At 59.8% G+C, this 25,670-nt stretch carries 15 protein-coding genes; 10 read left to right on the forward strand and 5 right to left on the reverse strand.

What is annotated here, in order from left to right:
• The first annotated feature begins 96 nt into the window (after positions 1–96).
• Together ASU33_RS05825 and ASU33_RS05830 are read left to right on the forward strand one after the other, a co-directional pair.
• The gene (locus ASU33_RS05825; protein ID WP_059069198.1) at positions 97–1,347 is read left to right on the forward strand and encodes an efflux RND transporter periplasmic adaptor subunit; all 1,251 of its coding nucleotides are present in this window, start codon (positions 97–99) and stop codon (positions 1,345–1,347) included.
• A gap of 39 nt (positions 1,348–1,386) precedes the next feature.
• Complete coding sequence (locus tag ASU33_RS05830; RefSeq protein WP_149867071.1) at positions 1,387–2,907, forward strand: TolC family protein; 1,521 nt, start codon at positions 1,387–1,389, stop codon at positions 2,905–2,907.
• Between the two features lie 100 nt (positions 2,908–3,007).
• Here ASU33_RS05830 and ASU33_RS05835 read toward each other — a convergent pair whose 3' ends face one another.
• Positions 3,008–4,651, reverse strand: coding sequence for an OmpA family protein (locus tag ASU33_RS05835; protein ID WP_078062909.1), 1,644 nt, complete (start codon positions 4,649–4,651; stop codon positions 3,008–3,010).
• A 377-nt stretch (positions 4,652–5,028) separates the two neighbouring features.
• Here ASU33_RS05835 and ASU33_RS05840 point away from each other — a divergent pair, with 377 nt between their 5' ends.
• The 8 genes from ASU33_RS05840 (at position 5,029) to ASU33_RS05870 (ending at position 13,015) form a co-directional block, all read left to right on the forward strand.
• Positions 5,029–5,697, forward strand: a complete 669-nt coding sequence (locus tag ASU33_RS05840; RefSeq protein WP_059070727.1) for an ABC transporter ATP-binding protein — start codon at positions 5,029–5,031, stop codon at positions 5,695–5,697.
• Between the two features lie 21 nt (positions 5,698–5,718).
• Positions 5,719–5,898, forward strand: a complete 180-nt coding sequence (locus tag ASU33_RS05845) for a hypothetical protein (RefSeq protein ID WP_059069203.1) — start codon at positions 5,719–5,721, stop codon at positions 5,896–5,898.
• Positions 5,888–7,141 (forward strand): ABC transporter permease, encoded by a 1,254-nt coding sequence (locus ASU33_RS05850; protein WP_059069205.1) that lies wholly within the window; start codon positions 5,888–5,890, stop codon positions 7,139–7,141. Before ASU33_RS05845 ends, ASU33_RS05850 begins: the two co-directional genes overlap by 11 nt.
• A gap of 70 nt (positions 7,142–7,211) precedes the next feature.
• On the forward strand, positions 7,212–8,411 hold the full coding sequence (locus tag ASU33_RS05855) for an ABC transporter permease (RefSeq protein WP_059069207.1): 1,200 nt from the start codon (positions 7,212–7,214) through the stop codon (positions 8,409–8,411).
• A 364-nt stretch (positions 8,412–8,775) separates the two neighbouring features.
• Positions 8,776–10,170: a sigma-54-dependent transcriptional regulator gene (locus ASU33_RS05860; RefSeq protein WP_059069209.1), complete on the forward strand. Its 1,395-nt coding sequence runs from the start codon at positions 8,776–8,778 to the stop codon at positions 10,168–10,170.
• Between the two features lie 78 nt (positions 10,171–10,248).
• Positions 10,249–11,619 carry a sensor histidine kinase gene (locus tag ASU33_RS05865; protein WP_078062910.1) on the forward strand — a complete coding sequence of 457 codons (1,371 nt, stop codon included), beginning with the start codon at positions 10,249–10,251 and terminating at the stop codon, positions 11,617–11,619.
• 313 nt (positions 11,620–11,932) lie between these two features.
• Positions 11,933–12,067, forward strand: coding sequence for a hypothetical protein (locus ASU33_RS21765; protein ID WP_286130418.1), 135 nt, complete (start codon positions 11,933–11,935; stop codon positions 12,065–12,067).
• Between the two features lie 675 nt (positions 12,068–12,742).
• Entirely contained in the window at positions 12,743–13,015 is a 273-nt protein-coding gene (locus tag ASU33_RS05870; protein WP_149867072.1) for a hypothetical protein, read from the forward strand.
• A gap of 52 nt (positions 13,016–13,067) precedes the next feature.
• Here the strand turns inward: ASU33_RS05870 and ASU33_RS05875 are convergent, their stop codons facing one another.
• From ASU33_RS05875 to ASU33_RS05890, 4 genes are all read right to left on the reverse strand, one after another.
• Positions 13,068–13,814 (reverse strand): TIGR04283 family arsenosugar biosynthesis glycosyltransferase, encoded by a 747-nt coding sequence (locus tag ASU33_RS05875; protein WP_059069213.1) that lies wholly within the window; start codon positions 13,812–13,814, stop codon positions 13,068–13,070.
• A gap of 130 nt (positions 13,815–13,944) precedes the next feature.
• The gene (locus ASU33_RS05880) at positions 13,945–16,002 is read right to left on the reverse strand and encodes a M13 family metallopeptidase (protein ID WP_059069215.1); all 2,058 of its coding nucleotides are present in this window, start codon (positions 16,000–16,002) and stop codon (positions 13,945–13,947) included.
• A gap of 183 nt (positions 16,003–16,185) precedes the next feature.
• Complete coding sequence (locus ASU33_RS05885) at positions 16,186–16,434, reverse strand: hypothetical protein (protein WP_149867073.1); 249 nt, start codon at positions 16,432–16,434, stop codon at positions 16,186–16,188.
• Between the two features lie 264 nt (positions 16,435–16,698).
• The gene (locus ASU33_RS05890) at positions 16,699–24,444 is read right to left on the reverse strand and encodes an MBG domain-containing protein (protein WP_059069220.1); all 7,746 of its coding nucleotides are present in this window, start codon (positions 24,442–24,444) and stop codon (positions 16,699–16,701) included.
• Between the last annotated feature and the right edge of the window lie 1,226 nt (positions 24,445–25,670).

Below are 25,670 nucleotides of genomic sequence, written 5' to 3' on the forward strand. Positions count from 1 at the left end.
AGGTATACATTTATAAAATAATGATAATCAATTTGTTATAAGTTTGGCATTGGGCTTGGCTATTACTATCCGAATCCGACCCCAATCCTAACGAAAATGGACAGAGCTATTTCGCCCGCCACGCATGCCAAACGCCGCACCCGGCGCCTGTTGCTGGTAGTTACCGCCTTGGCGGTGGCGGCCGTGGGCCTGTGGGCCTTCCGCGGTGTGCTGAAGCCCAGCATCAGGCAGGAGGAAATTCTGACGGCGGCCGTAGAAACCGGCGACGTAGAGGCTTCCATCACGGCTACCGGCCTCATCATTCCGGCGCACGAGGCGGTTATCACCAGCCCCATCCAGTCGAGCATTCGGCGGGTGCTGCTTACGGCCGGCGCCAAGGTGCAGCCCGGGCAGCCTATCCTGGAGCTCGACAAGGAGCTAACCAGCAGCGCGCTGGCTAAGCTGCAGGACGAGCAACTGCAAAACCGCAACGAAAGCACCCTGCTGCAGCTCTCCCTGGAGCGCAGCCTCAACGACCTGGAGGCGCAGGAGAAAGTGCAGCAGGAGAAAGTGCGCAGCCTGCAATCGGCCCTGCGCGACGAACAGCACCTGCTCGGAATCGGCTCGGGCACCCAGGAGAGTGTACGCCAGGCCGAGCTGAACCTGAAGATTGCCGAGCTGGAGCTGCAGAAGGTGCGCCGCCAAATCAGCAACCAGCGCCGCTCCAACGATGCCGACGAGCGCGGCCTGGGCTACACGATGCAGATTCAGGACCGCAACATTACCGAGCTGGCGCATAAGCTGCGCCAAGCCAACATCAGCTCCGACCAGGCCGGCGTGCTTACCTGGGTAAGCGAAGACATCGGCTCGACCGTGAACCAAGGCCAAGTGCTGGCCCGCGTGGCCGACCTGAGCTCGTTCCGGGTGCGGGGCTCCATTGCCGACACCTACGCCGACTCGCTGCACGTGGGCGACCCCGTGATTGTGCGCCTAGGTAGCAGCACCGATTTGCGCGGCACCATCAGTTCCATCAGCCCCGCTGCCGACAAAGGCGTGATGACTTTCTACGCCCAACTCGAGCAAAACAACCACCCCGCATTGCGCGCCAATCTGCGGGCCGATGTGTACGTGGTGACGCGCGCCCACCGCGGCGTGATGCGCGTGAAGAACGGCCCCTTTTACCAGGGCGGGCGCGAGCAGCCAGTGTTTGTGCTGGAAGACGGCAAGGCCGTGCGCCGCACCGCACGCTTCGGCGACTCCAACTTCGACTACGTGCAGATTATCAGCGGCGTGCGCCCCGGCGAGGAGCTGATCATCAGCGAAACCAAGGACTACGAACAGGCCCCCGAGCTCAGCATCAAGCGCTAAGCCCACCCTTCTTTTCTCCCGACACTGCCCTTCTGAGCTATGAACCGACTAAATCTACCCTTTGTGCTGGAGGTGTTGCGGCTGTGGTTGCTGATGCTGGGCGCCACCGTAGTACTGGTGCTGCTAACCATGTCGATAGCCTGGGCGCAACCAACCGCACCAGCGCAGCCCGCCCTTACGCTGCCGCAGGTAATTGAGCTAACCCTAGGTCAGTCGTCGGTGGCGAAGCAGGCCGTAACCAACCGCGAAACCAGCCTGTGGCAGTACCGCTCGTTTCGGGCCGACTACAAGCCGCAACTCGCCCTGGAGGGCGTGCTGCCCAACTACAGCCGCACCATTACGCCCGTAACGCAGCCCGATGGCACCACCGATTTTCGTTACGTGCGCATCAACAACTCGTACCTGGCTACTACCCTAAGTCAAGGCATCGGCCTTACGGGCGGGCGTATTTCGGTGGGCTCCACGCTGCAGCGCTTCGATAACTTCGAGGGCAACCAGCGTCTCTACAACAGCAACCCCGTGGCAATAGGGTTGGTGCAGCCCATTGCAGGCTTTAATGCCCTGAACTGGAACAAGCGCATCGAGCCGCTGCGCTACGAGGAGTCGCAGCGGCAGTACGTGGAGGAGCGCGAAACCATTGCGCGCCGCGCCACCGAGCTGTACTTCGATGTGCTGCTGCAGCAGGTAAACGCGAGCATTGCGCGCCAAAACCGCCAAGTAAGCGAAGACATGCTGCGCATGGGCCGCGAGCGGCACCGCCTAGGTCGGCTCTCGGAAAACGACCTGCTGCTGCTCGAGCTGAACCTGCTGAACGCCCAACAAGCCGAAGTGCAGGCCAACGTGGATGCCCAAAACGCCGCCGTGCAGCTCAAAGGCTACACCGGCCTGACGGTAGACGCCGCCGCTACGCTCGATGTGCCCGCGGCCGCCCCCAAGCTGGAGGTAGCGCCCGAAGCAGCCTTGGCCCAGGCCCGGCAGTACCGGCGCGAGTCGCTGATGTTTCAGCGGCGCCTGCTCGAGGCCGACCGCAACGTGGCGCAGGCCAAGGGTACTACCGGTTTTCAAGCCAGCCTCACGGCCTCGTTTGGCTTAGCGAGCAGCGGCGAGCAGTTTCGCACCAGCTACGTTAACCCCAACGACCAACAGCAGGTGCGCCTGGGTTTCTCGATGCCTATTGTGGATTGGGGCAAGACGCGCGCCACCGTGAAAACCGCCGAGCTGGCCCGCCAACAGGCCAAAGTAACCGTGGAGCAGGAGCAAATGACCTTTGAGCAATCGGTACTGTCGCAGGCGGCGCAGTTGGGTGCCCTGGAGCAGCAGCTGGCCCTGGCCGCGCGCGCCGATTCGCTGGCGCAGCGCCGCTACAACATTGCCCGCGCCACGTACCAGGTGGGTCGCATTTCGCTTACCGACCTCAACATTGCCCAAAGCGAGAAAGATCGCGCCAAGCGCGCCTACATTGCGGCGCTGCGCGCCTCGTGGGTGGCCTATTACCAGTTGCGCACCCTCACGCTCTACGATTTTGAGCGGCAGCAGCCCTTGCTGGCGGCCAGCAACTAAGCCCTAGGTAAGCGGCGGGCTCGGCCATACGACAGCCCCCCTTCCAATAACCCAGCGGCCCGCTGCTCACGACAGAGCAGCGGGCCGCTGGGTTTTAAGGTTAGCGTTTCTTTTCCCACTCGGTCACGCGCTTGCCTTGCAGGCGCTGGCCTAGGTTGCGAATCCATACGCCGGCTTTGGTGCGTGGCTGGGCTTTTACGCGTTTGCGCTTGCGGCGCTCAGCGGGTTGTTCAGCACCCTCGGCAGCGCCCGAGTTACGAGCCTTAGCAACCGCCGTGGGCTCGGGAGCTGGCAGCTCGTTTGGTGGCAGCAGCATGTTGCGTGGCAAACCGGCTTCGCCATCCTTGCTGATGACGCGCACGCTCAGGCGGCGGTTGAGGGCGCGGCCTACTGCTCCGGCATTGGAGGCAATAAAATAATTGGCCCCGAAGCCTTCGGCCCGCAGGCGGCGAGGGTCTACGCCAAAGCGAACCAACGTGCGGCGGGCTTCGTCGGCGCGTTGTTGGCTGAGCTTAAGGTTGGCAGCCGGGTCGCCGGTACCATCGGTGTAGCCGCCCAACTGCAGGTACACCTCCGGAAAGGCTTTCAGGAGCTTGGCTACGTTGCGCAATTGTTCGCGCGAGCCGTCGGTAAGGGTAGCGCGCCCCGGCTCGAAGTACACGCGGTCGAGATTGACCCAACCCACGGCGGGGCTGATGGTGTTGGGCCCTTTGCTCGGGTCGGAAAGAAAGCGGTAGAGCTGGTACTCGGTGGAGTTGGTGCCCACATTCAGGGTGTTGCCATCGGCTAGCGTAACCAGCAGCTGCGGGCCGGTTTCGCGGATGTAGGTATCCGTGAGCACATCGTAGTAGCCGGCAGGGTAGGAGTTGGCCGTAGGTACGGCGCGGGCTGAGGTAGCATCGGCGGTGGACACGGCAACCGGTGCAATGGCTTGCGCCGGGGCTGGCACAAGCTTGGAGCGATACCCAAAACCGAAGCCCAAACCTAGGGCTGGCACCAACAGCAGCGCCCATTGCCATTTCGGCGCTTTGCGCCGCCGCACATTGGTGAGGGCAGGCGTAAAGGTGATGCCTCCGCCAACTGTGCCCCACGTGCCGTCGGCGGCCGAAGTAAGCTTTGGGGCTGGTTGGGGCGCGGCCGGGGCCTGCGCTGGCCGCCGCGGCGCGGAGGCAGGGGTAGGCACAGGACCGGCGACAGGCCTGTCGATGGGTTCGGCTGTGGTGGTTGCCGGTTGCAGGGGAGTTGGCCGGGGGCTGGCGGGTTGGTGCTGTAGCCACTCGCTTAGGGCAGCGGCATTGAGCCCGTGCTCGTCGGCGTGTTTGCCCAGGGTGCCCAGCACGGCGGCCACGGCCACATCGAGTAGGTGCTGAAACTCGGCGGCCGATAAGTTGTGGCGCGCTGCCATAGCCGAGGTAGTACTGGCGTACGCATCGGCCAGCAGGCCCTGCATCAGCGTTACGCCGCGGCCGTGCCAGGGCTGCCGGCCGGCCGTGCTTAGTTGCTGCAGCACCTCGTGCTGGTGAGCTTGCCGGGTAAGCGTCCAGAGGGCCTCGCTACCGTTGGGCTGGCGGGCGCGCCCTGCCAAGGCACTTACCACGAGCGGCAGCACCTCGGCAAAAGTTTGCTCGATGGCGGCAGTATCGTGGTCGAGAGCGGTACCTAGGGCGTTCAGGTGCTCGGCCTGCAGAAAAGTATGGACCTCTTCCACTAGGGCTTTATCGGGGCTCATGGTAGTCGTGGGCATACATCAAGGGGCAATCTGCTACAGTACGCGAATAAGGGCCGGTGGTTGGGCAACTGGGTAGGTAGCTCAAATCGCACATCAGCACCTTCATTTCCGAACACCTTGTCCAGAACCGGACATTTTTTTAGAAGCATGTTTCATTGGTATTCGATGCAAATTCCTGTAATAAAGCAATATATGCAATTGGCACGCGGCTTGGCTTACTCTACTGCGCCCCGGTGTGCGGTTGCTCAAAACCGGACAACCCACGGCGCCTCCCTTTCCTCAACGCAGGCCAAACCCCGAAAACAAACCCGACCGATCCTATGGAACCGACCCTGACCACGAGCCACGCACTGACCGATTCGCGCGCCACCACGTCGCTCAAAAACACGCCTATGATCAAGCTCTCCGAAATTGAGAAAGTGTACCAGACCGATACCATCGAGACGGTGGCACTGAACCGCGTGAACCTAACGATCAACCGGGGCGAGTTCGTGTCCATCATGGGGCCGTCGGGCTGCGGCAAATCCACCCTGCTGAGCCTGATGGGTCTGCTCGACGAGCCCACCAGCGGCACTATCGAAATCGACGGCCGCCCCGTTACGAGCTACTCCGATAAGGAGCTCGCCAAGGTGCGCAACCACAAAATCGGGTTCATCTTCCAGAGCTTCCACCTCATCAACGACCTCTCGGTACTCGATAACGTGGAGCTGCCCCTGCTGTACCGCGCGGGCATGGGCGGCAAGGAGCGCCGCCAACGCGCTCTGGCAGCCCTCGAAAAAGTAGGCTTGAGCGCCCGCACCAAGCACTTTCCGTCGCAGCTATCGGGCGGGCAGCGCCAGCGCGTAGCCATTGCCCGCGCCCTGGCCGGCGCCCCCGAAATCATCTTGGCCGACGAACCTACCGGCAACCTCGACTCGGTGATGGGAGAGGAAATAATGGAGCTGCTGCTGACCCTGCACCGCGAGGCCAACACCACCATTGTGATGGTAACGCACGACGAAAGCATGGCCCTGAAAACCGAGCGCGTGATTCGCTTCTTCGACGGTAGCCAGGTTAGCTAATTCATCGGTCCTCTTTCTACCATGAAACGCCTGTGGCAAGCGGTAGGCCTGGTGCTAATGGCCGCGCTCCTTCTGCTGGCTGGTGCCGGCCTCCACGCTCTTTTGGTGCCGGTGCCGCCGGCTCGCCGCCCTGCGGCCAAGCCCACGCTGCTTCTGGTGGATCCTCAACCCTCCTCTGCTTCCCAAATCTATGCTGCTTAGCTATCTAAAACTCGCTTGGAAGGTGCTCTTGCGTCGCAAGTTCTTCACCTTTATCAGCCTCTTCGGCATCGCCTTTACCCTGATGGTGCTGCTGGTGGTGGTGGCTCTGTTCGACCACACCGTGGGCGCCCACTACCCTGAGTCGCGCCTCGACCGCATGACCTTTGCGCAGTTTCTGCACGTGCGTTATAAAGACGGTGGCAACATGAACACCCCGCCCAGCTACTACGTGCTTGATAAATACGTGCGCACGCTGCGCACCCCCGAGAAGGTGTCTATTGCCTCGAACTTCCACGCCACGCCGAGCTACGTGGGCAACCGCAAGCTGGACCTGGACTTGCGCTATACCGATGCTGCTTTCTGGCAGATTATGGACTTCAACTTCACGCAGGGCAAGCCGTTCCTGGAAGCCGATGTGAAAGCCGGTTCCCGCGTGGCCGTTATCAACCGCAGCACGGCGCGCCAGTACTTTGGCACCGAAGCAGGGGTCGTCGGCCGCACCATTGTGGTAAACCAAACCAGTTTCCGGGTGCAGGGCGTGGTAGAAGACGTGCCGGCCATGCGCTTCAGCTCGTACGCCGACGTATGGGTGCCCCTGAGCACCAGCCCCGACGATTTGCAGCGCGTGCAGTTGCAGGGCGACTACTTAGCAATTATCCTAGCCAAGTCGGAGGCCGACGTGCCGGCTGTACAAGCCGAGTTTGAGCAGGCTATGAAACGCGTGCCACTGCCCGACCCCAAAAACATGGAGTACCTGGACCTGCACGCCGACCGGCTAATTGCGTCCATCTCCCGGCAGCTGATGAGCCCGCTCACCGAATATAAGTCCGATGGGTTGGAGCTGCTCTACCCCATTCTGGCAGGCTTGGCCCTGCTGTTCATGATCTTACCGGCCCTGAACCTGGTGAACATCAACGTGAGCCGCATCATGGAGCGCTCCTCGGAAATCGGGGTACGCAAAGCCTTTGGCGCTACGGGCGGCAAGCTGGTCAGCCAGTTCCTGGTCGAGAACATCTTCCTCACGCTGATTGGCGGAATACTGGGGTTGCTGCTGGCCTACGTGACCCTGCAAATCATCAGCGGCTCGCAGTTGCTGGCCTACGCGCAATTCGAAATGAACTGGCGCATTTTCAGTTGGGCCTTGCTCGTGACAGTATTCTTCGGGGTGCTATCGGGGGTATACCCTGCCTTCAAAATGTCGCGTCTGCAACCGGTGCAGGCTTTGAAAGCCAGCGGCAAGTAATTCAACCAGTCCAGGGTAAACAGCGCCGTGCTTCGGCCAGCCCCGCCCGACGACCTAGCTAGCTACAACCATGATTCGTCACCTCTTCACCCTGATCTGGAACCGCAAGCGGTCCAACTTTCTGCTGATCAGCGAAATTCTGCTCTCGTTCTTCGTGCTGTTTGTGGTGAGCAGCCTGCTGGTGAGCAGCTACTACAACTACCGGCAGCCCACCGGATTTGCTTACGACAACGTGTGGGAAATCAACGTTTCGCCGGGCCAGGATACAGCCAACCGCAAGGAAATGGTGCAGCTGATGATGCAGCAGCTGCGGGCTACGCCGGGCGTGGTAGCCGTTACGATTACTGGCTCCAACACCCCGTTTGCGTTCAGCACCATGAACTCAAACCAGTACATGTATAAGGGGAAGCAGGCACCAATGACCGATTGGTATAGGGTAGATGACGACATGCCAAAGGTGCTGAAGTTCAATTTAACGCACGGCCGGTGGTTTGACCGCCGCGACGACGCCGCGACCAACAACGAGCCGGTAGTTATCAACCAGAAAATGGCCTCGGAGATGTTCGGGCAGGAAGCGCCGCTGGGCAAGGTGCTCACCGACCGCGAAAGCAAAGCCAAGTGGCAGGTAGTGGGGGTTGTCGACGCTTACCGCCCCGGCAGCGCTTTTGCCGCCAACGACCCGGCTATCTTCTTCCGCGACGATCTAAGCGAAGCCGCCACCAAGGTCGACCCCAACGAGCGTCCTATATTGCTGGTGCGGGTGCAGCCAGGCAGCGGCGCCGTGCTGGAGCAGCAACTGGTGAAAAAAATCCAGAACGTGACCAAGGGCTGGCACGCCATTGTAAACACCCTAGAAGAAAACCGCCACGATAAAATGAAGGTGGTGCTGACGCCGCTTGTTGCCCTAGGTGTGGTGTCGCTGTTTTTGATCATCAACGTAGCGCTAGGTCTGTTTGGCGTGCTGTGGTACAACATCAACCAGCGCAAAGCCGAAATTGGCCTGCGCCGGGCACTGGGCGCTACGGGCTCGGGCATCGGAACGCAGTTCTTGGGCGAAATGCTGGTGGTAACTACGCTGGGCGTGCTGGCCGGCGTGGTGTTGGCGGCGCAGTTTCCGTTGCTGGGTGTGTTTGGCCTAGAGCCGACGGTGTACATCCTGGCCATCATCTTGGCTGCCGTGCTCATCTTCGTTCTCACGGCCATCTGCGCCTTCCAGCCCAGCCGCATTGCCGCTGGTATTCAGCCTGCCGTGTCGTTGCGCGAGGAATAGCTGAATGCCCAAGCTCCCCTCCTCAGATGAGCAGGGGACGCGGCAGCCGCAGGCTGACGCTGGGGTGGTTGACCTCGCGTCAGATACTAACCTCAACTAACTAGCCCGTCATGCTGAGCCTGTCGAAGCATCTCGATAGGTAGCAAAGTCACTATTCAGTGTCAGCACGCGGGATGTCTTGAAAAGCTCGACATGATGGGCTAAGTTGACCTAAGGCATTGGTCCAGGCGTCAGCCCAACGACCATCAACCACCCCGCCCTTCGGGCACCCCTCCTCAGCTAAGGAGGGAAATTGTTGTTCGGCCGCCGCTTCTCTTTCCGTCCCGAAATTCCGTCCTTCGCTACTCTCTCAACGGCCATTCCCATGATACTCATCGTCGACGACGACATTGCCGTGCGCACCTCGCTGGGGCTGTTGCTTAAGCAGGCTGGCTACGCCACCAAAGCCGTAGGCACCCCCGACGATGCCTTGCGCGTGGTGCGCGAAACACCGCCGCAATTGGTGCTCATGGACATGAACTACTCCATGGCCACCACCGGCGAAGACGGCCTACGCCTCCTAGGTCAGGTAAAGGAAATTGCGCCGCAGGTACCCGTTATCCTCATCACGGGTTGGGGCTCTATTTCGCTGGCCGTGGAAGGCATGAAAGCCGGCGCCGCCGAGTTCGTAACCAAGCCCTGGAACAACGACTCGCTGCTGCAAACCATTCGCACCGTCATCAGCCTGGCCGAAGCCCACGCCGCCCACCCCGACGATGAGGTGAGCCCCACCCGCCGCCAGCTCGATCGGCAGTACAACTTCAAGAACATCGTAGGCCAGGATGCCCAGTTGCTGCAGGTGCTGCGCAGCGTGGGGCAAGTAGCCGCCACCGATGCTTCGGTGCTGATTGAGGGCGAATCGGGTACGGGTAAGGAGCTCATTGCCGAGGCCATTCACCTGAACTCGCACCGCCGCAACAAGCCCTTCGTGAAGGTGAACCTAGGCGGCATTTCGGCCTCGTTGTTCGAGAGCGAGATGTTCGGTCATCGCCGCGGCGCTTTTACCGATGCCAAAGCCGACCGCCAGGGCCGCTTCGAAATGGCCAACGGCGGCACCATCTTCCTCGACGAAATTGGCGAGCTGGACATGGGCTCACAGGTGAAGCTGCTGCGCGTGCTGCAAGACCGCACCTACGAGGTGCTCGGCGATTCGCGCAGCCGCTCGCTCGATATCCGGGTGATTTGCGCCACCAACCGCGACCTAGCCCAAGAGGTGCGCGAAGGCCGCTTCCGCGAGGACTTGTTCTACCGCATCAACCTAATTACGGTGCGCCTGCCCGCCCTGCGCGAGCGGCCCGACGATATTCCGCTGCTGGCGCAGCACTTCATCAACAACCTGCGCACGGCCTACAACCGCCACGCCCTGAAGGTGAACACCCGCGCCCTGCACTGGCTGCGCGACCAGCAGCTGCCCGGCAACATTCGGGAGCTGAAAAACCTGGTGGAGCGCGCCGTGCTGGTAAGCGGCAAGGATGAGCTCGGGCCTGAGGAGTTTCAGGCGCAAGCCCAGCGCACCACGGCCAAGGCCGTGGTGCCCGGCGAGCTGCCCGCCGTAGGCATGATGACGCTCGACGAAATGGAGGCGCAAATGATCCGCAAAACCGTGGATTTCTATGCCGGCAACCTCTCGCGCGTGGCCAAAGCCCTAGGGCTAAGCCGGGGGGCACTGTACCGCCGCCTCGAGAAGTTCAACATTCCCTACGACGCCGCGCAACCGTAGCCAGCCTTCGGGCGGTAGCGCGGCGTTGGTAGCTCGTGCTGCGGCCAGTTAGCTGTTGTTGCGCCGCCCTATCACGGCATGAGTTTACGCACCAAGTACATTCTCTTCGTTGTCCTGATCCATGCGGCTATTGCGGCACTGGCAATGCAGTTTCGCAGCACCAACATGTGGCTGTTTATGGCAACGGAGCTGCTGCTCATCGTTACGGCTGTGCTCAGCATTCAGCTGTACCGCGGCTTTGTGCGCCCCCTCAACCTGATTGCGGCCGGTACCGAGGCCATCCGCGACCGAGACTTCACAATGAAGTTTTTGCCGGTAGGGCAGCAGGAAATGGATCAGCTGATTGATACCTACAACACCATGATCGACGAGCTGCGCCAGGAGCGCGTTACCCAGCACGAAAAAAGCTACTTGCTGGAGCGCCTGATTGCGGCCTCGCCAGCGGGTATTTTGCTGCTGAGCTTCGAGGGCACCATTGAGTCGCTGAACCCGGCGGCCGAGCGCTGCCTGCACTTGCCCGCGGCCGAGCTACTGGGCAAGCGCCCCGCCGAGCTGCCCGGCGAGTGGGGCCGCGCCCTAGGTGCTTTAGAGCCCGGCCAAACGGAGGTGGTGCAGTTATCGGGCCTGCAAACCTACCGCGCCAGCACCTCGCACTTCCTCGATCGGGGCTTTACGCGCTACTTCATCTTGCTAGAGGAGCTGACGCAGGAGCTGATTCGGCAGGAAAAGCAAGCCTACGAAAAGCTCATCCGGATGATGTCGCACGAGATAAATAACTCCATCGGCGCCGTCAACTCCATTCTGCAGTCGTTCCGCTACTACGCCCCGCAACTCGCCGCCGACGACCGCCCCGACTTTGAGGAAGCCTTGGATGTATCAGTAAACCGCAACACCCACCTGGCCAACTTCATTGCCAGCTTTGCCAACCTGGTGCGCCTGCCCGCGCCCACGCCGCGCCCCACCGACGTGCACGAGCTGCTAAAGGCCACTTGCCGCCTGCTGCAGGTGCAAAGCGAGAAGCGCAACATTACGTGGCACTGGGAGCTGGCGCCCGGCCCGCTGTACGTAGCGCTCGATGCGCAGCAGATGGAGCAAGCCTTGCTCAACATTTGCAAAAACGCCCTTGAGGCCATCGACCACGACGGCAACCTGTGGGTACGCACCACCGCCCAGCCGCCCGTAGTGCTGATTGAAAACGACGGCCCTGGCATTCCGCCCGAGGTGCAGCCGCACTTGTTTACGCCTTTCTTCAGCACCAAGCGCGATGGGCAAGGCATCGGCCTGACGATGATCCGGGACATTCTGCTGCACCACGGCTTCAGCTTCAGCTTGGCAACGCAGCCCAACGGCCGTACGGGGTTCACCATCAACCTGGTCAGCACAACTAGCGCTGCTGCACCAGATGCAGTAAGTGCTGCCAAGAGCCCCATGCCCGCTACTCCTGCTTAAGGGCGCCGCCGCTCGGGCCTAGGACCATAAGGTGAGTTATAACCCAGAGCCGCTGATTGACAGTCGATCGGCGGCTCTGGGTTTTTTGTGCCTGTCGGATCTGGCGCTGCCCAGCCCTAGGTGCGCTCCAGTAATTATTTTTCAGGCAGCGGTGAGTGGGTGTAATGCGAGCGGACACGGTGTTCGATATCGGACACCTTTTATAGTTGCTGCTGTCGTTATTTTGTATGTAATAAATTGACTTACAAGGCATTATAAAGTTGGTACGCGCATTGGCTATTACTACCCGAAAACGCTAGAAACCCACACAAAAATGAACACGCACACCGCCCTCCGCAGCACCAGCCAACCTAGCCGCCGCGCACTGCCGGCCTTGCGGGCCATGGGCGGTGCACCCGTTCGGATCAGTCAAGCCGCGCCACGCCAAACCGCGCTTTGCGGCCGCTGATTTTCTCCTGCCTCAACACTTCGTCAAACGCCTCAACTCCTACACTACTATGAAAACTGCCCTCACCGCCCGCACCCTCAGCCGTCCTTGGCGTCGCGCCAACCGCCGCTACCTGCGCGCTGCGCTGTAAGTCCCCAGCCTCCGCAGAATTTATTCAGCCCTCTCCAAACACCACACAGCCATGAAAACTACTATCAGCACCCCCGCCGCTGCCGCTCGTCCTTGGCGCCGCATCAGCCGCCGCTGGTTGCGCACGGCACTCTAGGCCGCAGCCATCTGCCCGTAAGCAGCAACGGCCCGCTTCCTACCAGAGGAAGCGGGCCGTTGCTGCTTACTTAAGTTACTGCAATGAGCCAGGATTGGTATAAGTAGCTTGCTCGGCTTCTTAAAGCTGCCGGTATCAGTATTAGTTGGTGTATCAACGGTGAGAAAGCAAACCAGGGGCATACCAAACAGAAGGTTCGGAGCTCTGTTATCTGCTGTGCATCAGGTTTGTACAAGGATTAATCCTTGTAATCATGCCTGCTTACGGATTACCTACGTATTACTAGATACTTCCCCAGTGCGGCAAAGCAGCTAACATAAAATACCTGCTGCTTTGCTGAGGAGCACGGAAAACAATGCCGGCCACTCCCGTTGTGGCCGTTCAAGGTTCCATCCTAACGCACCTGCCGCATGTCGTTCCCACACTCGAACCTTTCCTGGACCGACGCTATCCAGCGCAGTCCTGTTTTGGATTACGCCCGTTGTACCGATGCCAGTGGCCGCCCCGAGCACCACCAAGGCGACTGGCCCACCGAGGGCGAGGTATACCCCGTGCGGTTGGTACAAGAAGCCAAAACCGGCACCCAAATGATTTACATTTTGGGGTTTAGCGCCGAGGCGCCGCACTTCAACGGCTTTGCGCCGCACCGCTTCAAAATGGTGTGCTCGATGTGGCTTAATTAACCAGGATATGGTTTATGATGACATTACATAACCCTGATCCTAGTACCAAAGCTTAAATCTTGTCTTGCCGAATAAGGGAGCAGTACACCCGCTTCAGGTTGGGCTGCGATACGCCTAGGTGGTACAGGATGCAGATGAGCAGGAAGGTGCTTTGAAGCCGGAAAATACCGTTCTCAAGGTACTTGCGAGCCGAGGTGGTTACGCAACCGGGCAGGATGGTAAAAGGCCCGAAGCGCCGCAACCGGCCTACTATTTCCTGATCCTCGAGCACAATCATTTCTTCGCGAAAACCGCCGGCTTGCTCAAATACTTCGCGCTGGGCAAACAGGCTTTGGTCGCCAAAACGCACCGCGTCCCAATTGAAGCGGGTAAACCACGCGCTGGCCCGCAAAAACCAGTGCGGGTGGTCGAAGGCTAGTTGGTAGCAGCCGCTGCCGTACCCCTGCTGCACAGCCCGCCGGATGTCGGCCAAGAAGCTCGGCGGCGGGTAGCTATCGGCGTGCAGAAAGTAGAGAATGCGCCCGTGGGCCGCGTTGGCGCCGTGGTTCATTTGCGCAGCGCGGCCTTTGCGTGGGCAGCGCAGTACCCGAGCGCCCGCGGCTTCCGCAATGGCGGCGGTAGCGTCGGGGCTTTGGCCATCGGCCACAATAATTTCCACCCCGGCTTGCTCGCCACATGCACGGCGTAGGTACTGCACCAACGCGCCAATAGCATCGGCCTCCTTGTACGCCGGAATGATGATGCTCACCGAATCCGGAGCGGCTGGACTAGTAGGAGGAACAGGGGTAGCAGGGTTCATGGCAGAGAGGCACAGGCTACGGTGCCCAACCTACGGCGAGCAGGTGGCAGCACCTAGGCAGCAAGCAAAAATGCCCGCTGGCACTAAGCCAACGGGCATTTGGAGGTGCGGGTTGAGCTCCGCAGGCTATTTACCAGATGCGCACGCGGGCGCTATCGGGGCGGAACAGCTTGTGCGTGGGCTGCACCTTAAAGGCCTCGTAGAACGCGGGCACGTCGGCCATGGGGCCATTCACGCGGTATTGCGCGGGCGAGTGTACATCCGTCATGATGCGCTGGGCCAGCTGCTCGTCGCGCTGGTGGCTTTGCCACCCTAGCGCATAACCCAGAAAGTAGCGCTGCGTGGGCGTGAGGCCGCCGAGCTTTTCGCCCTTCTTGTATTGCTCAGTTTTCTTGAAGGCGTCGTAGGCAATGACGATGCCGCCTAGGTCGGCAATGTTTTCGCCGGCCGTGGCCTTGCCGTTGATGCGCAACGAATCGAGCACGGTGTAGCCGTTGAACTGGCGCACAATCTGGTTTACGCGCTTTTTAAACTCGGCGCGGTCTTGCTTTGTCCACCAATTGCGCAAGTTGCCCTTTTCGTCGTACTGGCTGCCTTCGTCGTCGAAACCGTGGGTAAGCTCGTGGCCGATGGTGCTGGCGCCGGCGTAGCCGTAAATAGTGGCGTCGTCGGCGTCTTCATCCTTCAGGCCCGGAATGGCGAAAATGGCCGCCGGCAGCACAATCTCGTTGTTCGAGGGGTTGTAGTAGGCGTTATAGGTCTGGGGCGTCATGTCCCATTCGGTGCGGTCGACGGGGCGGCCCAGCTTGTTTACGCGGTAGCGGTAGGCCCACTGGTTGGCGCGCATCACGTTTTGCACGTACGAGCTGCGGTCGACTTTCAGCGAGGAGTAGTCCTTCCACTTATCGGGGTAGCCCACCTTCTTGGTAATCTTACTCAGCTTCACCAAGGCTTTTTGCTTGGTCGAGTCGCTCATCCAGTCGAGCTGCTGAATATGCTCGCGGAACGACGCCGTTACGTTGTCGACGAGCTTCTCGTAGCGCTGCTTGGTTTCGGGCTTGAAATATTCCTTCACGAACAACTGGCCCAGCATTTCGCCCATGGCGTCTTCTTCGCGGTCGAGCACGCGTTTCCAGCGCGGGCGCTGCTGCTTGCTGCCCTGCAGCACCGTGCCGTAGAAGCGGAAGTTTTCGTTGTCGAAGTTGCTGCTGAGGTTGGGCGCGAAGGTGTGCACCACATGCCACTGCAAGTAAGCCTTCCAGTCGTCCACCGAAGCCGTCTTCAGCAGCTGCCCGGCCGTGCGGTAAAACTCGGGCTGGCCCACAATCACGGTGTCGGCCTTTTGCAGCTCCATCTGGTTGAGCAAGGCGCGCCATTCCACGTTGCTGGCCAGCTTGCCTAGGTCGGTTACGGCCATTTTGTTGTAGTTGGCGTAAGGGTCGCGCAGGTCTTCGAGCTTGCGCGACGACTTCGCCAAAGCCGTTTCTAGGCGTACCACGCGGTTGCTGTTCTGGCGGGCCGTAACCGAATCCTGCCCCAGCAGCTGAAACATGCGCGCTACGTGGTGACCGTATTGCTGCCGGATGCCCGCCGTGCGCTTGTCGGTGTTGAAGTAGTAGTCGCGGTTGGGCAAACCCAGGCCGCCCTGGTACAGGTACAGCGCCATCTTCTCGCTGTTCTTGGCATCCTGCGTCACGTACATGCCCATCAAGGCATTTACACCTAGGGGCTGCAGGTGCGCCACGGTAGCCATTACCTCTTGCGGCGTACGGATGGCGGCAATGCGGTCCAGTTCGGGCTTCAGCGGGGCAATGCCTTGCTGCTCGATACGGGCCGAGTCCATACCGGTGGCGTAGAAGTCGCCAATCTTCTGCTGGTTGCTGCCCGCAGCGGCGTTGGCTTTGGCGGCCTCTTCGCTCAGGGCGCGCAGGCGGGCGTACACCTCGTTTTGCACCTCGCGGCCAATGCCCCACGAGCTTTCCGAGTTCGGAATGGGGTGGCGCTTCAGCCAGCCGCCGTTGGCGTAGGTGAAAAAGTCGTCGCCGGGGTGTACGGTGGTGTCGAGGCTGCTTTGCAGGATGTCGGTTTGGACCGTGCTGGAGCTGCCCGAGGGGTTACAGCCACCTAGGGCCGCGCCAAGTAGCGGAAAAGCCAACAGCCACTTGCCGAAGGCAAAAGAACGCGTCATAGAGAAAGAAGGAGAGGAGGTGTAGCGGAAGCCCGAAGCTACCATTTCGGGCAGTATGAGTAAGCCATTGACACCGAAAGATGATCAGCCGTTGCGCTACTGCTTGTACTGGCTGGCTCTAAACGCAGCGGACCGCGCCAACCTAGGTTGGCGCGGTCCGCTGACAGGGGTAAGTACCGCTGCTCAGTTGGCGTGCAGGCGCAAAAAGTTGCCCAGGTGCTCGGCGCTGGTAAAGCGCCCCCGGCCGTACACCCGCGGGCGTTGGCCAGGCCCGAGCACAATCTCGGCAAAGGTTTCGTCGAGGGCCACGAACACACACATCGGCTCAATTCGGCCTTTGCGTTCGTATTGCACCCCCGCCGGCCGCGAGCCGCCCGCTTTGACATGCTTGGTTGGGACAAAACCCATAGAGGTGAGTTGAACTGAAATCATAGGCCGCAGTAAGGTTGGGCGCGCAACAACAGCGGCTAGGCAACGGTTCCCACCGCCGCACGAAAAAGCCCCGAAACAAGGCTCCGGGGCTTTGAACAATGGATTTTCCATACGCGCGGAAGGGTAACCGCGCCTTCGGGTAAGCTCAACAATTGTGCCGCTAATTCATTGGGCAGCTGCTAAATGGCTGCTTGGTGTAAATATGAAAAAGTAAAGCGGCCGGGCACTGCCCGGCCGCTTTACTTTTTGGATGGTCAGGCGCCGTTACTTGGCAACAGTAATGCGCCGGTTTTCTACTTGCCCGTTGATGATCAGGCGGCAGAAGTAGGTGCCCGTGGGCAGGCTGATGGCTTGTAGCGGCACCAGGTACTCTTGGCCACCTTGCACCTCGGCATTGTAGAGCGTAGTTACCAGGGCCCCGAGTTGGTTGTAGAGGTACACCTGGGCCTTGCCGCCCTTAGCTGCGCGGAAGCGAACCGTGGCTTTGTCGGCTATCGGGTTCGGATATACTTCGAGCAGCGTAACCTCGGCCTGCTTGGGTGCCGGAGCAGCAGGCGCAGCTATGGCCAGGCTGGCCGTGCTGCTCGGGGTAGTGGCGGTTACGGCGGCCGTGGCGTTCGGTGCGCCGTTCACCGTTACCACGTCTTTGCCTTCCACAACACGCATTACTGGCTCGGTGCCACCCCACTGGCTCGAGTACCACACGCCGCCGTTGGCGCGGTAAATGGTAACGGCCAGCAAATCCTGCGTTGCCGGAGTCACCACGGGGTTGCCTACGCCGTCCATCAGTTCCAACTGCATGTTGCAGTTGCCTTCGATGCTTTGCTCCACGCCATCCACAATTTCCTTGATGTTGGCCTTGCCGCTGAACTGGGCTTTGGGGTTGTTCACGGCCAGCACCGAAATGGCGTTGCTCTTCAGCAGGTAGGTGTGCAGCTTGCCATCTTCTTTACCAGTCCGGTCGAATTTGCTGCGCACCGTTACCGATACACTGCCCTGCGGGTTTTTCAGGCTCTTGTTGTACTGCACGTAGAAGGCGTAGCCGGCGCTGCCTTTGATGTAGCCAGCCGAGCCAGCTTCGGTAAACGAGCCGCCGCCGGCAATCAGGCCACCGGGGGTAGGTACGGCCAGCGTTACGGGCGCATCCTTCGAGCCGTCGTCGAAGCTGCGGTAGTTGCCCGATACTTTCACGGCAATGTCGATAACCGCCGCGCTGCCGCTGAAAGTGTACTGCACATTGGCCGAAGCCGTGCCGGTGCTCATATCACCAGGGTTTACCAAACCAACGGGCAGGTTTTGGGCCCCGTTGATGGCCGTGAGCGAGCCGTCGGCTTTGCGCACGAAGAACGAGGCCTTGGCCGTGCGGATGTCGCCGCCGTAGTTCGGGTTGTTCTTCAGGGTGGTTACCAGGTTCAGGGTTACGGTGTTGCTGGTAGGCCCAGTGCTCCAGTAGAACTTAGAACCGGTGTAGTACGTGTCGGCAACGGGGTTGGCAAACTGCGGCGTAATGGTCAGGTTGGCTCCTACGTACGTGAGGGTGTAGTTGCCACCTAGGGCCAAGTTGTTGCGAAGTATGGCGTACGTGCCCACATCGGTGCCCGGCTGGCGCGACAGTGCCCCCGTGAAGGCATCGTTGTTGACCAGGGTGCCGGCCGAAACTTTGTACGTGAGGGCCGGCTCGGTTTCGCCGTACACCATGGTTTTGCTGTCGGCGGTTACCGTTACGGCACGCGGGTTAATCGTGAGTGTGCCGTTGATTTTTGTGAGGGTGTAGTTGCTCAGCTTGCCAGCCGGGTCGTTCAGCGCGGGCTCGATGGCGTAGCTGCCCACGCCCGTAGCCGCGGTGGCCGTGGTGCTGTAGCTGGCCGTAATGGCGTCGGCGTTTTGCACACCCGTGAGTTGCCCCGTCAGAGTTGGGTTGGCGTCGCCGTAGGTGCGTTGCTGGTTGGCCGCGGTAACCGTTAGCTGAGCTTTGTCCACCGTCAGCGTACCGTCGGTGTTGGTTACGGTGTAGTTGCTCAGCTTGCTGTTGGGGTCGAGGAGCGCGGCCTTGATGGGGTACTGCCCAACAATGGCCGCCGCAGCGGCGCCAACGCTGGAGCGCGTGGCCGTAATTCCATCACCCGAAACAACCCCCTCCAGCGTGCCCGCAAAGTCGGTAGCTGCCAAGCCCGCGCCGTAGGTTTTAGAGCGATTGGTGTTGCCGACGGTAATGGTTGCCTTGCCGATGGTAAGCGTACCCGGTGCAAAAGCAAAGCTGTAGTTGGCCGCTTGCAACGAACCTAGGGCAGCCGTAATGGAATAAGTATTCACCGGGCTGCTGCTGGTTGCGGTGGTGGTAAGCGAGGGTACGCCAGAGTGAGCCGAAGCCCCGTCGCCGTTCACGTAGCCCGTAATGGTGGCCGCGAACAAGGGGTTGGCTTGGCCGTAAGTGCGGCTGGCGTCGTTAGCCTTTACTGTCAATTCGGCTTTGCCCACGGTGAGCGTGCCGGCTACGTACGTAAAGGCGTAGTTATTCGAAGCGCCACCAGCAGCCGTGATGGGGTATATACCGGCGCCGCTGCCCTGTGTAGACGTGGTGCTAGCAGTTGGGGCAGTAGTCAGTACCGAGGCGGTTTGGTTCAGGACGAAGCCGCTGTAGCTTACCGTGAGAGCGGGGTTAAGGTCGCCGTAAGTTTTGCTCTTGTTGTCAGCCGTAACCGTTAGGGTAGCCTTGTCGATGGTGAGTATGCCGTTGGTCAGCTTCACCTCGTAGTTACCCAGCTTCTGATCTGGGTCGTTCAGGCTGGTTACAATGCTGTAGGTGCCAGTACCGGTGGTTTGCTTGGCCATAGAGGTGTAGCTGGCCGTAATGGCGTCGGTATTTTGTACCCCGCTGAGGGTTCCGTCGAAGGCCGGGTTAGCCCCACCGTACAAGCGGCTCTTGTTGTTGGCGGTGGCGCTCAGCTGCGCTTTGCCGATGGTGAGCGTACCGGCTTTGAACGCCAGCGTGTAGTTGCCCGAAGTCAGGCCACTGGGCGTAACGTCGTAGGCGCCTACCGGGCTGCTGGCAGTTGCCTGCGTGGCAAAGCTCAGGGAGCCACCTAGGCTGGCTGGCGTATCGCTGTTCACGAGGCCCGAGTAGCTGGCCGTGAAGGCCGGGTTGACTTGGCCATACACCTTGCTCTTATTGTCGGCCGTTACAATCAGGTCGACGGGCGTAACGGTGAGCGTGCCGGCCTGGTAGCTGATGTCGTAGTTGCCATCGACGGCACCTTGGGCGGTAAGGGGGTATCCGCCGGCCTTAACCGGGCTGCCGGCCGTGGCCGTGGTACCGATGGTAGGCGGCGTTTTCGGGGCAGTGTCGCCGTTTACCAACCCCGAGTAGCTCACGCTGAATGCGGGCAGCGCCGCACCGTAGGCTTTGGTAGCGTTGTTGGCCGTAACCACAAGTGCCGCTTTGCCAATGGTGAGGGTAGCGTTGGTTTTGCTGAGCGAGTAGTTGGCCAATACGGCGGGCGTAGCGGCTACATCGGCTACAATGGTGTAAGTGCCTACGTTGCTGCCTGGCGTGGCCGTGGTGCTGTAGGCTTCGGTAATGGCATCAGCGTTGCGCACACCTGTAAGTGTGCCAGTGAGCGTGGGCAAGGGGGCACCGTAGGTCTTGCTCTTATCGTGAGCCTGCACTGCCAGCGGCGCCTTGTTCACGGTTAGCGTACCGGCTGGGTTGCTCACGGTGTAATTGCCCAGCTTATTGCCGGGGTCGTCGAGCGTAGCCACAATGTCGTAGCTGCCGGTATTGGCCGTGGCCGCGGCCCCTGTGCTGCTGCGCGACACTGTGATGTTGTCGCCGGATACTACGCCGTCGAGGCTGCCCGTGAAGTCAGTTGGCTGCAGGGCGTCGCCGTAGGTTTTGGTTTTGGGGTTGCTGACTACCACCAAGGCCGCTTGTGTAATCTGCAGGTTGGCGCCGGTGTAGTTGAGGGCGTAGTTGTTGCTCAGCGCCAGCGTGCGTTGCTCAATAGCGTAGCTGCCCACGCCCTCGCCCGAAACCCGACCTAGGGCACCCGAGAACTTATCGTTGTTGGCCAACGAACCTGCGGTAATGGTGTACGTTAGGGCAGGGTCGGTGGTACCGTATACTTTGCTTTGTGCATTGGCCTTAATGGCTATTGCGCGCGTGCCGATCGTCAGTTCACCGGCTTTAAAGCTGATGTGGTAGTTGCCTGAGGTAAGCCCGCTGGCAGTAATATCGTAGCTGCCAACCGGCGAAGCCTTCGTGGCCGAAGTTTGCAGGCTGAGCGAGCCGCTCAGCACCGTCTCGGTTTCGCTTTTCTTGAATCCCGAGTAGCTCACGCCGAAAGCGGGATTGTCGTCGCCGTAAGCCCGGTTGGCGTTGTTGGCCGCGACGGTAAGCGGAGCTTTGCCAATGGTTAGCTGTGCTTCCCCGAAGGTGAGCTGGTAGTTGGCACCTAGGGTAAGTGTGTTGCGCCCAATGGTGTAGCTGCCGACATCTTCGCCCGAGGCGCGGGCAATGCTGCCGCTGAAGCTGTTGCCGTTTACCAACGAACCGGCCGTAATCTGATAGGTTAGGTTCGGGTCGGCGTCGCCGTACTCTTTGGTTTTGTTATCGGCTGTTACCGTTACCGGGCGCGTTCCGATGGTAAGCGTGGCGCTCGTTAACGAAACCTCGTAGTTGCCGAGTTTGCTGTTCGGGTCGGTAAGCGTCGACACGATGTCGTAGGTGCCCACGCCCGTAGCCGTGGTGGCCGTGGTGCTGTAGCTGGCCGTAATGGCATCGGCGTTGCGCACGCCCGTGAGTGTACCCGTAAAGGCAGGGTTGGCGTCGCCGTAGGTGCGGCTTTTATCGTCGGCTTTCGCGCTTAGCGCAGCCTTGCCGATGGTAAGCGTACCCGGCACGAAGGCAAAGGTGTAGTTGGCAGCTTGCAACGACCCCAGAGCAGCCGTGATGGAGTAGGTGCCCACCGGGCTATCGGCATTGGCCGTTGTGCTCAGGGCCGGCGCACCGCTGTGGGCTGCTGCCCCGTCGCCATTTACATAGCCCGTCATGATGCTTGTAAAGCTTGGGTTGGCTTGTCCGTAGGCGCGGCTGTCGTCGTTAGCCGTAACGGTTAGCTGGGCCTTTCCTACGGTAAGCTTGCCATCCTGCTTGCTCACCGAGTAGTTGCCAAGCTTGTTGTTGGGGTCGTTCAGCTGAATCTTGATGTCGTAGCTGCCTACGCTGCTGGTAGCATCGGCAGCGGTACTGTACGTGGCCGTAATGCCGTCGCCGCTTACAGCTCCTTCCACCTCACCATCGAGGGTTGGGTTAGCCCCGCCGTAGGTGCGCGTTTTGTCGTTGGCTTTTGCCGTCAGGGCCCGTTGTGCAATTGTCAGGGTGCCGGTGGCATCGGCTGCCGAGTAATTGCCGTTGGTCAAAGTCGCGACAACGTTGTAGGAGCCGGCCGCGCTTGGCTGCGCCGGTGCACCGTTGTAGGTAATCGTGTAAGCCAGGTTGGTGGGCGAGGTGCTTACCTCAGCACCTTTGGTCGTGCCATCGTAGGTGTGGCCGCCTAGGTTGGCTAGGCTGAGGGTGGCCGCGGCAGGGGTAATGCTTAGCTCGCCGGGGGTGTTGGTTACGGTGTAGTTGCTCAGTTTGCCATCGGGGTCGAGGAGCGTAGCGGTGATGGGGTATTTGCCCACATTGCTGGCTGCATCGGCCGTAGTGCTGTAGCTGGCCGTAATGGCGTCGGTGCCTTGCACACCGGTAAGCGTGCCCGTAAGGCTGGGGTTGGCGGTGTTGTAAGCCCGGCTTTCATTCGTTACCGTAATAGCAAGTGCCGCCGGTGCAATTATCAGCGTGCCCTTAGCGCTGCCCGTGTAGTTGGCGTTGCTGAGCGTAGCAGTAACCTCGTAGCTGCCAGCAGCCGTGGGCTCCGTAACACTGGTATTGCCTTGCTTGAAGCTATAGCTGAAACTGCTGCTGCCCGTAGCCGGGGTGCTGGCCGTTACGGTTTTAGCGGTGGCGCTGTACGTTTGGCTGAGGCCGGCGAGTTCTACGGTAGCAGCGGCCTTGCTAATCACCAGCGTACCGGTAGCGTTGGTTGCTTGGTAGTTGGCATTGGCCAGCGAGGCTACTACGGCGTAGCTGCCGGCGGCTGTTGGCGCCGTTGCCGAGCCATCGTAGGTAATGCTCACCCCCGTTAGCGCAGTGGGGTCGGTAGTTACCGCTACGGGTTTGGGGTTGCCGTCGTAATCAAATGCCAGCTGGCCGAGTTGTAGGGTAGCAGCCGCCTTGCCAACCGCAAACGTGCGGCTTACTGCAGTAGCCGCGTTGTAGTTGGCGTCGCCGGGCTGGGTGGCCGTTACCGTAACCGATCCGGCGCCGGTCAGGCGTATCGTTTTGCCATCATCCAGCAGTGTGGCGTTGCCCGTAACGGCAAAGCTTACCGGTAGCTTCGCGGTGCTGCTAGCCGAAAGCTCAAAATCGGCAGCACCAAAGGTTTTGTCGGCCAGCCCAGCAAAGCCGATGGTTTGATCCGCTTTGGCTACGCGGAAGGTGCGGCTGACGGGCGCAGCGGCGGCGTAGTTGCTGTTGCCTGCTTGCGTGGCTTCTACCGTAATGTCGCCCGCACCGGTAATGGCGAGCGTGTTGCCGCTGATGCTGGCCGGCCCGTCGGTTACCGCGAAGCTAACCTGTTGGCCCGAGGTAGCCGTAGCCGCCAGCGTAAGCTTTGCATCTGGCTCGTAAGTCCGGTCAGCAGGCGCGTCGAAGCTGATGCTGTTGCTTGCTTTGGCAATTACCAAGCTGCCCTTGGCTTCCGGAGCGGTGTAGTTGGCGTTGTTCAGGGTGGCTACTACAGCGTACGTGCCGGCGTTGGTCGGAGCCGCTGCGTTGCTATCGTAAGTGATGCTTACGGCCAAGCCAGCCGGCTTAGTTTCCGCAGTTGCCGCCTTGGCCGAGCCGTCGTACGTGGTGCTCAGCCCGCTCAGGCTGATGAGTGCCGGCGCTGGGTTAATGGTGAGCTGACCGGGGGCGCTGTTGCTGGCCGTGTAAAAGTCGGCACCTAGGAAGTGGGCCGAAATAGAGTAGGGCGTAGTGCCCGAGGCGTTCAGTTGGCTGGCATCGTAGGTGTAAGTAGCTACGCCACTATTACCTACCGTGCCCGTGCCCACTTTGCTGCCGCCTAGGTAAAAATCAACGGAGCCGCCGCCTGGGTTTGGCTGCACCGTTGCCGACAGGGTAACTGCGTTTGAGCCATACACGCCGCTAGCATCGGCTACGGTGGTGGTGGTGCTTACCTTCTTCAGCTCTACACTTACCTCGTCGGTAGAGGCGGGGCACAAACCCGTGCCAATGCTCCAGAGCAGCTTGTAAGTGGTGCCAGCCACGCCTTTGAACGTAGTAGTCGGCTTGGTAGCATCCGTAAACGAGCCCCCTGTACCGCTTACAATGCTCCAGGTGCCAGTGCCAACTTGCGGTTCGTTGGCCGCCAGCGTAGCCGTTTCGCCATCTACGCTTTGGTCGGGGCCAGCATGAGCCGTGGTGGGCGCCGGGTTAATGGTGACCGATACGGGTTTAACATCGGTGCAGCTGCCGTTGGTAGCTTTTATGTAGTAGGTTCCGCTTGCGGCCACTGCTGCCGGGTTGTTGAGCGGGGTAGTGGCGGCTGCGTCCGTCCAATAACTGAGAACGGTGCCATTGGGTAGCGTACTGCCGGTTGTTACGGCTGCGGCCGTTAGATTTACAGTGGCGGGGGCGCAAACCGTCTCAGGAGCAGTTATGCTGAGGCTAGGTGTGGGCGTTACGGTTACAACCGTAGCTGCCGAAGTAGCTGAGCAGTTGCTGCCGTTGGTGACGGTAACGGAGTAGCTGCCGCTTGTCGAGGCTGTAATGGATTGCGATGTAGCGCCGGTGCTCCATAGGTAGCTTAAGCCTGCCGGGGCAGATAGCGTAACCGAGCCGCCAGTGCAAAAGCTGGTGGGGCCGCTGGCCGCAATGGTAGCCGTAGGCAGGGCATTGACGGTCATTGTAACACTAGCATTTGCAGGGTTACTTGTGATGCAGGTTGCGTTTGACGTTACCCTGCACCCTACAACATCGTTGTTCTGTAGCGTAGTTCGTGTAAAGGTTGCGGATGTAGCTCCTGCTATGGGGCCTCCATTGATGCTCCACTGGTAAGTTGGTGTCGTACCGCCGTTGGCTACAGTTGCACTAAAAACAACCGTTGTACCGTTGCAAATACTGCTACCCGTTGAGGTGGAGATGCTAACGCTAACTGTCGCTGGAGTAGCAATATTCAGCGTGCTGCTGCTAGTTGTGCCCACTACAGCAATCTTGTTGTCGCTTGTTAAGGAAACCACGCGCACACGGTAATTACCTCCGCTGCTCACTGTAGATGGTATTGTTGTATTAATAAAACCATCAACAGAGGGGTTGCCATTGTTGGGGTAGGTGTAACTGGCCGTTCCTATAGCTATAGGAGAAGTAAAATCGTTAGCAGTTGATATTTCCGCTCGAAAGGTGACAAGCTGATTATTTGTATAGCTCTTAAATGTAAATGGCACCGCTATCTGAGAACCCACGCAGAATGGACCTCCCGAAATAGTACCAGTCTGTATACTTTGGGCCTGAGTTCGACTCACTATCGTAATCAGCAATAGCAAAAGCAGATGTACACTCAACCGAAAGGACCTAGTCGGTCGATAGAGGGGTAAAGTAGTTCCCATAAGAAGTGGTAATAGGTGTGTTGGTTGACTTTGGAGACCCACGGCACAAGCAAACAGATTCCTGCAGCCGCTACACAAGCATGTGTCGGCTGTTGAGCAAGAATTATGTTGGGAGCTTTATAGCTAATATAATGTATGTTTCTAATAAAAAATTGTATTGATGTTATTATTTGTCATAAGTTGGTAACAAGCCGTTCACCACATCGTAATAAGCTAGCTTTGGCCAGTGCAACTACAAGCATTGCAAATGGTTAACACAGCCCACAGAGTACTACTGCGTTCCTACAGCGCCTCTGCCAGGATACAATGTATTCAGGCATTAAACCTCTCGCTGTTATCATTTTAGCAAATGCGCAGCGCCTTGCGCGCGTGAGCTGCATAAAGTGCAGATGCACTAGTTGAGGAAGCGGAGGAGATTTGTTGCGCCCAATACAGCACTATGTTTGCGAGTTATCGTGTGCCGATCAGGTATAAAATGTAACCGCTCTAAGATTTTTTTGGTAGATTCAACTGTCGGGCTGCGTATC

This window comes from Solirubrum puertoriconensis, assembly GCF_001483135.1.
Lineage (GTDB): Bacteria > Bacteroidota > Bacteroidia > Cytophagales > Hymenobacteraceae > Solirubrum > Solirubrum puertoriconensis.